The organism is Geotalea sp. SG265, assembly GCF_022808985.1.
In the GTDB taxonomy this organism is placed as follows: domain Bacteria; phylum Desulfobacterota; class Desulfuromonadia; order Geobacterales; family Geobacteraceae; genus Geotalea.
Map to the genome: position 1 here is coordinate 226,509 of NZ_JAKZFT010000005.1, position 11,541 is coordinate 238,049.

Genomic DNA, 11,541 nt, shown 5'->3' on the forward strand with positions numbered 1-11,541 from the left:
AAACTACAAGTAAACCTCTGAAAAGTCAAGGAGAAAGGGGAATTTGTGTTGTCTTTGCCAAGGCTAAATGATATATGTTTCGCTGCTTTTTGGGAGGTACGCTGTCATGGAGAAGCAGGCTGAGTCCTACTGGGGGGGTATCGTCAAGTCCATGGGACTGGTATTCGGCGATATCGGCACCAGTCCCATTTATACCCTGACCGTCATTTTCGCTTTAACCAAACCCACCGAAGCCAATGTCTTCGGTATTCTTTCCCTGATTGTCTGGACGCTGATCATTCTCGTCACGGTGGAGTACGCCTGGCTCGCCATGAGCCTGGGACGCAAGGGGGAGGGGGGCACCATCGTCCTGAAGGAGATCCTGATCCGCCTGCTCAAGCCGGGACGGCAGATTGGCTTCGTTGTCTTTCTTTCCTACATCGGTGTTTCCCTGCTGCTAGGGGATGGAGTCATCACCCCGGCCATCAGTATCCTGTCTGCCGTGGAAGGTCTGCTGCTCATTCCCGGCCTGGAAAGCATGCATCAGGGGACGCTGATTCTCATTGCCTCGCTCATTGCCGTCTTTCTCTTCATTTTCCAGTTCAAAGGGACAGACAAGGTGGCTGGCGCTTTCGGCCCGTTGATGGTGCTTTGGTTTTCGGCTTTGACAGTGTCGGGGCTCATATCCATTGCCGGCTTCCCCCAAATCATCGCTGCCGTCAGTCCGCACCATGCCCTTGGCTTCTTCAGGGACAACGGCCTTTCTGCCTTCTTCGTCCTCTCCGAGGTCATCCTCTGTGCCACCGGTGGTGAGGCTCTCTATGCGGACATGGGGCACCTGGGGCGCAGGCCGATCGTCAGGGCCTGGTATTTTGTCTTTTTCGCTCTGGTCATCAACTACCTGGGGCAGGGGGCATTCGTGCTCCACCATCAAGATGCGAAGAACGTCCTTTTCGGCATGGTCCAGGGGCAGTCATCGCTTCTCTACATCCCGTTCCTCATCCTTACCGTCATGGCGACCATCATTGCTTCTCAGGCCTTGATCAGCGGAGTCTTTTCCATCGTTTACCAGGGGATCACCACCCGCATCATGCCGCTGATGAAGGTGGACTATACCTCCAGCCACCTCAAATCCCAGATCTACATCGGCTCAGTCAATTGGTTCCTGCTGGTGCTGGTGATTTTCATCATGCTTATCTTCCAGAAGTCGGAAAACCTGGCCGCAGCTTATGGCTTGGCGGTCACCGGTACCATGACCATCACCGGGGTCATGATGACCATCATCTTTGCCCATACCACGAAGAAGTGGAAGGTACCGATCGCCGCCTTGGTGACGGCCGTCGATGTAGTCTTTCTCGTCTCCAACCTGAACAAGCTCCCCCATGGCGGCTACTGGTCCATAATCCTCGCCTCCGTCCCCTTCGCCACCATCCTTGTCTGGACAAAGGGCCAGCGGGCGCTCTACCGGGCGCTTAAGCCGCTCGATATGGAAACGTTCCTCATCAGCTACGAGCAGATCTATGCCAAAGGGAAAAACATCACCGGCACCGGCCTCTTCTTCACCAGGGAATGGAACGTCATCCCTCCGTACGTCGTGCACTGCATCATCCGCAGCAACATCATTTATGAACGGAATATCTTCATTTCCATCCTCCGTTCCGATGAACCGTTCGGCCTCTCTTCCGAACTGAAGACCGGCTTCGGGCCAGGGTTGGATGCGTTCGAGATAACGGCTGGGTACATGGAAGTGATCGACATCGAGGCGCTGCTCAAGCAGCATAAGATAATGGAGAAGGTCATTTTCTACGGCATTGAGGACATTGCTACCCTGAATCCGGTCTGGCGGGTCTTTTCCGTGATCAAGAAGCTTACCCCCAACTTCGTTCAGTTCAACAAGTTGCCGGCGAGCAAGCTGCAAGGGGTGGTGACACGGGTGGAGATGTGAGTTAATCGCTGGTGAGCACCGCCTCCTGGGTCGATTCGGTATTGCGGGCGAAACGCCGCGCCAGATCGGTGTCGATGACGTAGAGGCAGACCTCCCGGGCGCCGTTTTTCGTGTAGCGGAATTTGCTGCAGAGGTTGTTGATGAGGAAGGTGACGTCGTTGCGGATCTTCTTGTCGTATGTTCTGAATTCCGGACGGCTGTAATCCTTGATAGCTCTGCGAAAGTTGGCGTTCTCCAGAAACGGGTCCAGGGCCTTTTCCTTGAGGTTGAAGATGTAGCGTTCCCGCAGTTCCTGGAAAAGGGCCGTCCTGGTAATGTCTTTCCCCTCGGCAAGGATCTCCTGGGTGAGGGTCCGCGCCGTGTATTCCTTTTGCGTCTGGCTGCGAAAGGCCAGCCGCGCTTCCTGCTCCATTTTCGGTCCCAGCAGCTTGGTTTCAATCCCTTCGAAGAACTGATCGCTGATCTGCAGCTTATCCCCCGTGAACCGACAGGTTTCGGTCCGTCCCGGCTCGAAGTTGACGGCGAAGAGGTAGTTGCGGATCTCCCGGGAAATCTGCTCCTCGTTGTAGTAGTAGAGCGACTCCTTGACCTCCTGCAGCACCGTGTAGGCGTAGAGCCGTAGAAGCGCGTCGGTGAATCCTTCCGGCACCAGGTTCCCCAGATCGGGACGGACCCTGGTGAAGTAGTTGACCAGCACCGACATGTTGATCAGGGCATCTTTGCGGGCATAAGTGGAATAGAAGTCGTTGAAGATATTGATGGCATCCCGCCCCGAAAAGCCGCTATCCCCCTCCAGTTCCGATTCGGCGATGATCTTGCGCCGGCGTTTCGCCGTCAGCCGTTTCCGGTCTTCCTCATCCAGCCAGGGAGGAATATACCCCGTATATATCTCCATCTTCAGGAGCAACAGGTTTTCGTCGCAGAACATGGCGTATTTCTGCGGGTTGACGATCCATTCCCGCATGGCTTCCGAGTCCCGATGCAGGCGGGTGGCGATAATGATCCGGGCAAAAGCATGCAGGACCCGTGGGAGGAAACTGTCGTCGATCTGCCTGCCGAAGATGTTGCGGTAGATTTCCACCTCGGTGTTCAAGTCCAGCACGTAGGGAATCTTGATGTACTGGATGCGGTCCGAGAAGGAAGGGAAGTTCTCGATGTTCTTCTTATCTTCGGGGTTCATGAGGGCGATGAAGAGGGAGTTGACGTTTTCCTCCAGGTCTTCGACCTTGTGCACCCCTTCGCTGATGATGTTGTGCAGCTCCATGAGCCGGTCGGTGTTGTGCGACTTGATGTCCATGAGGGCATAGATGCCGTTGTTGGTCTTGGCATACTGGGAGAAGATGTAATTGACCTGGTTACTGTCCCTGAGCAGGCTGTTGATGCGATTCTGCAGCATATCGTTGCCGAAGACCAGGTGTTTCATCGGTTTGTCGCCGGGGCTGAAGACGCTGATCCCTTCCCCCAGCCGCCGGTTGAAGCGGTAGGGATAGGCATAGACCATCTTCAGCACCTCGGCGGGGTCCTTGAGCTTGCGCAGGAGCGCCAGGTATATTGAACTGCAGATGGTGCAGGGCTGGGTGCGGAAGACCCATTCGTACGCCTTTTCGTCAAGGAGCCTGAGTTTTGCTTCATCTCCGCCGAAGAGGTCCAGGAAAAACTGGCGGCGGAAATCTTTGGGGATCATCAGGATCGGATTGTCGTGGCTGGGGCAGACCACCTCCACGTAATCGTCGCCGCGTTCCTGCAAGGAGGCCTGGGCCTCGATGATCTGGTTCTGGTCGAATTCGTACTCGTCGATGAGCTTGGAGAGCCGGTCGAGAAAGTGGGACGTCTCGTGGCGGGGAATACCGCCGAATCTCTGCCGGTCCAGCCGCCAGACCGTTTCGAAGCGCAGCCCCTCTTCACTGTTGGCGTACTCCTCGAACTTCATCAGCAGGCGGTTGAGAAAGGTGCTCTTGCCGCTGCCCGGCGGCCCTTCGAAGATGTAAATCTTGTTCTGCTGGGCACCGCGACGCCACGATTCAACCAGGTTGATGAGCCTGTTCGCGAAGAGGCGATCTGCGAAAAAGGGATGATCGGCGTTTTTCACGAAGAGACGCGAGCAGTCGTAGGAGACATAGTGAATCGATTCCGGGTCCTCGGGATATTCATCCGCCTTTTCCGTGACGTGGCTGACGATCATGTCGTGGAAGACCTGGAATATGTTGCGCACCAGCTGCTCGGGACGTGCCGCCAGCAGTTGGAGGAACTCCTCGAAGGAGAGCGGTTCCCGCTGGTCCCAGCTGCTGACGCTTCCCTTGATATGCTGCAGAGCCTGCCGTATGTCAGTCATGGCCGCTTTCCGTGTCGATGGTTGTTTTTGTCAGTTTTTTTTGCTCCATCCGGTAAAGAACACGCTGCCAATTGATGGGAGGTGCTTCCCCACGGCCGGAAAACTGCCGTTCCACCTCGGAAGGGCTGGGCATCACCTCGCTAGTTTCCAACTGCACAGGCCCCCCCCAAAGGTATTCGATTCCCATCATGGTGTTGGCGATGAACTCCTTGACCAGCGGCTTTCCCTCGAAACGATGAGTTAGGTACAGGTTGCCGTCCTTGCTCTTCTCTTCGATCTCGATGCGCGGTGGATGGTAGAGTGTGTCGAGGATCATCTGCCGGTAGTCCTCACTCTTCCTGCTCTTCACGTAATACTGCCAAACCATCCGCTGCTGGTCGAGCCTCCGGTCCACGACGAAAAGCTTGTGCCGGTTGACGAAGTCCTGATCGACGAAGGTATTGATGAAGGTGAAGTCGCAGAAGTCCTCCCGCACCTTGAATATGTAGTCAATGCCACCCCCCGTTTGCCGGTCGTAGGTTTCCCTGGCGTGAATATCCCGCAATGCCTGGAACTCCAGGCTTCTCTTCCCCTTCTCGGCCGCCTCGTCAATCGTGGAGAAGAGCCGCATCCCCAAAGCGTAGGGGTTGAGCCCGACCCGCGGCAGAGAAGTGACGCCGGCGTGGACCCGGGCAAAGTCCACCTCGTGCTCACGAATGCGGTCGTCCAGGAGGAAGAGCCGCTCGTGCCAGTAGCTGGCCCACCCCTCATTCATGATCTTAGTACGGATCTGGGGCTGGAAATAGACGGAGGTGTTGCGGACAATTTCCAATACCGAGAGCATCCATTTGTTTTCGTCCCGGGTGAGGAATGGGGAGTAGGTCATCAGGTGCTGGAGCAGATCGAGCCGGGGTTTGGTTTTCGGCGGCTCCTGGCGGGAAAAGACCGCTTCCAGTTCCGGATGCTTCTTCAGCGTGTCGGCAATGAAGGTCTTTTCCCCCATCTCTCCATAGCGGGCAATGGCTTGGTTATAGCGCTCCACCTCCTTGACGTATTCCTGGATACGCGCCTTTTTCACCGACTGGAGGAAGGTGTCGAAGTAGTAGTTGACATTGTTGGACAAGGTGGGGGCCTGGGCACGGCTGGCCCGTGAGAGCTCGTCGAAATATCCCACCAGGTTGTCCACGGCCCGGCCGAACTCGATGACGTAATCGACCCAGCGTCCCTTTTCCGAGCGCAGGCGGGCGATGAGCCGTTTGTCGGCTAGGGCTTGTCCGTTCAGGTCGTAGTCCCAGGTGAGGCGGAAGTAGAGGTTGTTCTGGAAAAAGTCGATATGGGCCAACACGTGGTAGAAGATCATCACGTTGAGCCAGTCCGGGTTATTGTCGTTGTAAAAGGATATGGGAGGACGGGTGTTGATGACTGTCTCGTAGGGATTGTAGGGATAAAGCTCGTATTTGCGCAGACCTTTCAGGACCTCCACGTCGTGGACCCAGTAATCGTACAGGGTGGGGATCATCGCCTTGGGTGAAAGCTCCAGCATGTCCCGGTTGGTGACGATATACTCCAGTGTTTCGTCCTGGAAGCGCAGACCGGCATCCTTTGCCCGCTCCTTGCACCCTTCCATGATCTCTTTTGCATGCTGGCTGATCAGTTCCATTGGATTTCCAGTGTTTGCGTTAAGAAATGAGCCGCTTGATTCCCTCGATGAGGCGCGGCTCTTCCGCCTCCTCGTCGAGGACGTCGAGGCGCAGTACGTCGGCCCGCTCCCTGAGGAGCCCCGAATTGATCAGGTATTGTTCCACTTCCGAATGCCGGCCAGCGGCATAGGCGTGCTCGGCGATGGTGATCCCCATGCGATTGGTGTAGGTGAGCATCTGCTTGATCTCCGGGATCGCCTCCACCCCCTCCGTGTCCCAATCGTCGCCGTCGGTGCCGTGGAAAACGTAGATGTTGTAGTCCTTGGCCAGGCTCTCCTTTTCGACGATCTCGTTGACCAGCCGATAGGCGGAGGCAACCTTGGTGCCGCCGGCGACCCGCAGGCGATAGTAGCTCTCGAAGTCGGGCACCTCCCGCGCCTCGTTGTCGTGGAGGATGAAACGTGACTCCACCTGGCGAGCGAACTGGTAGAGAAGCCAGCAGTAGATCATCACATGCTGGGAGACCACCAGCTCCGTCGCTTTCCCCTCCATGGAGCCAGAGTAGTCGCGGATAAAGAAAACCAGCGCCTGGGACTCGTAGTCGATGTCCCGGGAGAGGATGCGGTAGACCTTGTCCTTTGGAGAGATGAGAAAGCGGGTCGTGTCGATGTCGGCAATATCCGGGACGTTGCCCAGGCTGATGTTGGTCTCCAGGATCTTGCGCATGGTCGCTTTCTTGTCGAGAAGCTGGCCAAAACCCCTATTCTTGTCGGTGAGGTCGTAGGTGTAGCGGGTGAGGGAGCTTTTCTTTCCCTTGTCCTTCAGGTTCGGGAGTTCGAAGGTTTCGGTGAGGATTTTGCCCAGGTCGTAGGCGGTTGATTCCAGTTCGTGCCCTTCCCCTTCTCCCTGGCCCGCCTCCCCTTCGCCGGCCCCCTCTTCGGGACGGACCGGCCGCTCTCCCAGGATGTCCCCTTCCTCCTCCTTGCCTGTTCCTCCGGTGGCATTCTCTTCGCCGGTAGGGGAGGGAACGCTGTCATGGTAGAACTTCTCCTCCACCGTGGTGGGGATGACGACGAATTTCTCCTTGCCGCCGCGGGTCGGCTTGACCAGCTTGCCGATGCGGATCTTGCGCGGAAATCCGTCCTTTTCCCGCATCTTGTCCCGTTCCAGCAGATCATGGATGGAGCGGATGCGGGTCGTGTAGGTTCCTTCCGCGTTGGGTGGCTCCAGGGAAGCGAAAGGATTCTTGTTGGGGTCGAAATCGGCCACTAGATCTCATCCTCCTGGCTGCAGAAGTACTCGATGGTCTTCTGGGCGCAGGTGCGGCAGTAATTGAGCTTCTCCAGCATGGTGGTGATCATCCGGTCATAGAGCTTCTGGTTTTCTTCGTTGGTGCGGTTGGCCAGGGCTCCAATCAGGCTGCCTGCGCCGGCGATATCTGATTTCAGCCGCACGTCCGTGACCGCCTTGACCAGCTCCAGGTTGTCCATGAAATCGTAGTTGGGCTCCACAGAAATCTTCTGCCCGTAGATCTTGCGGATGGAGGTGCGGAACGACTCCCGCTGCTCTTCGGTTTTGAGCCCCAGGCGCTCTTCGATGTTGCGCACGTAGCGTTCGTCGATGCGCAGGGCCTTCAGCTCCCCCGTCTGTGGATCCTTGTATTTCCACATCTTGTCCGGCCCAAGGTTCTCCGCGTCAATGCCGATGATCATGTTGACATAGTTGAGCACGTCCTTGCGGATGGCGAACGGTTCGTCCATGTAAGCGTTGAACATCTCGGTCATGATCCGTTCCCGGTAGAGCGACTTGGCGACCTTCAGATCCTCCAGGTATTTCGCCCGGTCGTTGGCGTCGGAAACATAATCGAGCACTATCCGTTCCAAGGCCTTGAAGACATCCACGGCGATCATGCAACGCCCCTCGTTGGTCTCCGAGCTTTCCACCATGAGTTGCACCGCCCGCCCCAGGTTCCTCTGGCCAAGCCCCTTCTGGCCGAAGCGCTTGGTGATATCCGGCTCCTGGCTGAGCATGTCCACCACTTCGGCCAGGGTTTTCAGGCTCTTCTCTCCGGCGACCTCCCCAGCCGCCAGCTTGAGGGTCTCAATGGGGGTGAGCTTCTCCGAGCGGGGAAGCCGGGTCATGACCGTGGCCACCGAGGCGGAATAATTGAGGTTCGGGTCCTGGTGCAGCGCTTCTTTGGTGAGGGTGGTCTTCGTTTCCGTGCCGATGGCGTAGCTGGTCAAGGTTTCCTGCATGCGGTAGTTGGTATTGTGGGAGACGTAGCAGACCCGGCAGCGGTCGATGATGGGCGCCTCTTCCCGTTCGGCTAGGAAGTGGTTGAACTCGGAGTTGTTGCTGGTGGCGATGATCAAGGTATCTATGGGCCAGCGATAGCCGTCGATCTCGATGACCCGGTTCTGAATCACCCCCAGGTAGACCTGGACCAGGTCCTTCTTGTTCTTATAAATCTCATCGCTGAAATGGATACCGCCGCCAGCAACCCGCGCCAGGGCGCCGCGGCGTAGATCGAAGCGGTAGGGATTGTTCACGTCGGTGACGTGCAGGAGCCGCTGGATTGACTCCTCACCCAGCAGATCCACTGCCGATGAGGTGATCTTGTCCTTGGCGGCATATTTGCCGGTGATGGTCCCCAGTGTCTCGGTCAGGGGCACCGGGATGACCTCCACGTACTTGAGCATCTCTTCCATATTGTCGCCAGTGTGCTTGCGCAGGTCGTTCCAGATGTAGCCCGTATCAGCGCCTAGGGGGCGGTAGTTCTCGAAGGCCTTGTCGATCTCGCGGTCGGTGAAACCGGCGGTCCTGGCGAGAAATTCCCGGCTTTGGTCCAGGCTCTCGAAGAGATTCATGGCCAGGATCATTGGATCTTCGTAGGTTTGGGATTCGATGGTGGCAATGCGGCCGTAATGCCCCAGCTTATCCATGTTGACCAGTTGGTAGGTGTAGCGCCGGTTTTCGGGACGGCTGAGGAACTCACGATATTTGGCACAGAGGTACTCGACGAAGAAGGTCTTGCCGTTCCCCGGCTCACCGACAAGAACAAAGGCCATCTCCTTGGAGGAGCCCCCTTCGGCGGCATCCTTGACGAAAGAGACGAAGCTGTTGATCTCGTCATACATCCCCACTGGGTGCTTTCTGCCGGTGCGGAAGATCATGAAGTCGTAGGTGGTTTTACCGTTGACGACGATCTTTTCGATGTTTCCTTCGAGGATCATCCGCGCTACGCCCTGGAAGGCATTTTCAAAGCACCGCTTCCCTTCCTTGACCTCCATGAGATGCTGATTGAGAGTGCAGGCATGGTTGCTGTTCATGGTTCCCTCCAGAGCATGGGTTATGTCAGATTTGATTATTGCACAGAATTTCCATTCTCCAAGCTCATGAAGAAAATTTTCCGAGGCTGGCGGGGCTCAAGGGGGAGATGGCAGGCCAAGAGGCTGATTTATTGGTACAAAAAAAGGGAGCGGATGATTGTCCACTCCCTTTTCATATTACCACAGCGGCTGATGGGCTGTGATTTTCACGACAGATCGGTGCCCCCGCAGGAGGCCCCGCGGAGGGGTAGCAGCGCTACCCCGCACAAGGCGGTCGCCGAGGACGGTACCGAGATGGCGCGAAAGGCGCAGCCCTTGGTCTTACATCATGCCGCCCATGCCGCCCATTCCTCCCATACCCCCCATGCCGCCGGGCATTGCGGGCATTGCGCCTTCTTCTTTAGGCTTGTCGGCGATCATCGCTTCGGTGGTCAGCATGAGACCAGCGATGGAGGAGGCATTCTGCAGGGCGCTGCGGGATACCTTGGTCGGGTCGATGATGCCGGTCTGGATCATGTCCACGTACTCGTCCTCGGCAGCGTTGTAGCCGAAGGCGTCCTTGCCGTTCTTCACCTTGTCGACGACGATGGAACCATCGACACCGGCATTCTGGGCGATCTGACGGATCGGCTCCTCAAGGGCGCGCTTGATGACGTTGACACCAAACTGCTGCTCGGTGGGGAGGTTGAGGCTTTCCAGGGTGGAAAGGGCACGCAGGTAAGCGACGCCGCCGCCAGGAACGATCCCTTCGTCAACGGCAGCGCGGGTTGCGTGCAGTGCATCCTCAACGCGGGCTTTCTTTTCTTTCATTTCGACTTCGGTGGCAGCACCGACTTTAATAACGGCAACGCCGCCGACCAGCTTGGCGAGGCGCTCCTGGAGCTTCTCCCGGTCGTAGTCGCTGGTGGTCTCTTCAATCTGGGCGCGGATCATCTTGACGCGGCCCTGGATATCGGCTTCGGCACCGGCACCATCGATGATGGTGGTGTTGTCCTTGTCGATGGTGATCTTCTTGGCCTGGCCGAGCATATCCATGGTAGTGTTCTCAAGTTTGAAGCCAACTTCCTCGGAGATGACCTTGCCGCCGGTGAGGATGGCGATGTCTTCCAGCATGGCCTTGCGGCGGTCGCCGAAGCCGGGGGCCTTGACGGCGCAGATATTGAGCACGCCGCGCAGCTTGTTGACCACGAGGGTTGCAAGGGCTTCGCCTTCAATGTCCTCGGCAATGATCAAGAGCGGACGGCCGGTTTTGGCAGTCTGCTCCAGAACCGGGAGGAGGTCCTTCATGTTGGAGATCTTCTTGTCGTGGATGAGGATGTTGGCGTTCTCCAGGTTGGCTTCCATGCGCTCCGGATCGGTGACGAAGTAGGGGGAGAGGTAGCCGCGGTCGAACTGCATACCCTCGACGGTCTCAAGGGAGGTTTCCATGGCTTTTGCTTCCTCGACGGTGATGACCCCTTCCTTGCCGACTTTTTCCATGGCCTCGGCGATGATGTCGCCGATGGTCTTGTCGTTGTTGGCGGAAATGGTGCCGACCTGGGCGATTTCCTTATGGTCCTTGATGGGCTTGGAGAGTTTTTTCAGTTCGGCAACGAGGGTTTCGACGGCTTTGTCGATGCCGCGCTTGATTTCCATGGGATTGTGGCCGGCAGCAACCAGCTTTGCACCCTGGCGGTAGATGGCCTGGGCAAGCACGGTAGCGGTGGTGGTACCGTCACCGGCGACATCGGAAGTCTTGGAGGCAACCTCTTTCACCAGCTGGGCGCCCATGTTCTCGAACTTGTCTTCCAGTTCGATCTCTTTTGCAACAGTGACGCCGTCCTTGGTGATGAGGGGGGCACCGAACGATTTTTCGATGACGACGTTACGGCCTTTGGGGCCGAGGGTGACCTTTACTGCGTCAGCAAGAGTATTTACACCTTTCAGGAATGCGTTTCTGCCTTCCTGGTCAAATTTTATAACCTTTGCCATTGTAAGTTATCCTCCTTGGAATATTCAGTGGTTAATGGATTTTATTACTTTTCGATGACACCGAGGATGTCGTCCTCTCTCATGATCAGGTAGTCCTGGCCTTCAACCTTCACTTCGGTACCGGAATATTTGCCGAAGAGCACCTTGTCACCGACCTTGACATCCAGCGGCAGGATCTTGCCGTCTTCGGTCCTTTTGCCGTTGCCTACTGCCACCACTTCGCCTTCCTGGGGCTTTTCCTTGGCGGTCTCAGGGATGTAGATTCCGCCGGCGGTCTTGGTCTCTTCCTCAACCCGTTTGACGATGATACGGTCCTGCATTGGTCTCAGCTTCATGCGATACTTCTCCTTTCCTTGGGATTAAATG

7 protein-coding genes are annotated in these 11,541 nt (G+C 56.8%); 1 reads left to right on the forward strand and 6 read right to left on the reverse strand.

Going from position 1 to position 11,541, the window contains the following annotated elements:
• Nucleotides 1-106: 106 nt before the first annotated feature.
• A complete protein-coding gene (locus ML541_RS08325) occupies nucleotides 107-1,924 on the forward strand; it encodes a KUP/HAK/KT family potassium transporter (RefSeq protein WP_243372247.1) in 1,818 nt (605 codons plus the stop codon).
• A 1-nt stretch (nucleotide 1,925) separates the two neighbouring features.
• Here ML541_RS08325 and ML541_RS08330 read toward each other — a convergent pair whose 3' ends face one another.
• From ML541_RS08330 to groES, 6 genes are all read right to left on the reverse strand, one after another.
• Nucleotides 1,926-4,256 (reverse strand): serine protein kinase PrkA, encoded by a 2,331-nt coding sequence (locus ML541_RS08330; RefSeq protein ID WP_243372249.1) that lies wholly within the window; start codon nucleotides 4,254-4,256, stop codon nucleotides 1,926-1,928.
• Nucleotides 4,249-5,895 carry a SpoVR family protein gene (locus tag ML541_RS08335; RefSeq protein ID WP_243372251.1) on the reverse strand — a complete coding sequence of 549 codons (1,647 nt, stop codon included), beginning with the start codon at nucleotides 5,893-5,895 and terminating at the stop codon, nucleotides 4,249-4,251. The genes ML541_RS08330 and ML541_RS08335 overlap by 8 nt, the downstream gene beginning before the upstream one ends.
• Before the next feature lie 19 nt (nucleotides 5,896-5,914).
• Nucleotides 5,915-7,144 (reverse strand): DUF444 family protein, encoded by a 1,230-nt coding sequence (locus ML541_RS08340; protein ID WP_243372252.1) that lies wholly within the window; start codon nucleotides 7,142-7,144, stop codon nucleotides 5,915-5,917.
• A complete protein-coding gene (locus tag ML541_RS08345) occupies nucleotides 7,144-9,204 on the reverse strand; it encodes a serine protein kinase PrkA (protein ID WP_243372253.1) in 2,061 nt (686 codons plus the stop codon). The genes ML541_RS08340 and ML541_RS08345 overlap by 1 nt, the downstream gene beginning before the upstream one ends.
• Before the next feature lie 321 nt (nucleotides 9,205-9,525).
• Nucleotides 9,526-11,175, reverse strand: coding sequence for a chaperonin GroEL (groL, locus tag ML541_RS08350; RefSeq protein WP_243372254.1), 1,650 nt, complete (start codon nucleotides 11,173-11,175; stop codon nucleotides 9,526-9,528).
• Between the two features lie 44 nt (nucleotides 11,176-11,219).
• Nucleotides 11,220-11,510: a co-chaperone GroES gene (gene groES, locus ML541_RS08355; protein WP_012645497.1), complete on the reverse strand. Its 291-nt coding sequence runs from the start codon at nucleotides 11,508-11,510 to the stop codon at nucleotides 11,220-11,222.
• Nucleotides 11,511-11,541: the final 31 nt, after the last annotated feature.

What these genes read in the sequence shown, in the direction of transcription:
- ML541_RS08345 (WP_243372253.1), bottom strand. Translation starts at nt 9,204, where the DNA reads ATGAACAGCAACCATGCCTGCACTCTCAATCAGCATCTCATGGAGGTC.
- groES (WP_012645497.1), bottom strand. Translation starts at nt 11,510, where the DNA reads ATGAAGCTGAGACCAATGCAGGACCGTATCATCGTCAAACGGGTTGAG.
- ML541_RS08325 (WP_243372247.1), top strand. Translation starts at nt 107, where the DNA reads ATGGAGAAGCAGGCTGAGTCCTACTGGGGGGGTATCGTCAAGTCCATG.
- ML541_RS08335 (WP_243372251.1), bottom strand. Translation starts at nt 5,895, where the DNA reads ATGGAACTGATCAGCCAGCATGCAAAAGAGATCATGGAAGGGTGCAAG.
- groL (WP_243372254.1), bottom strand. Translation starts at nt 11,175, where the DNA reads ATGGCAAAGGTTATAAAATTTGACCAGGAAGGCAGAAACGCATTCCTG.
- ML541_RS08330 (WP_243372249.1), bottom strand. Translation starts at nt 4,256, where the DNA reads ATGACTGACATACGGCAGGCTCTGCAGCATATCAAGGGAAGCGTCAGC.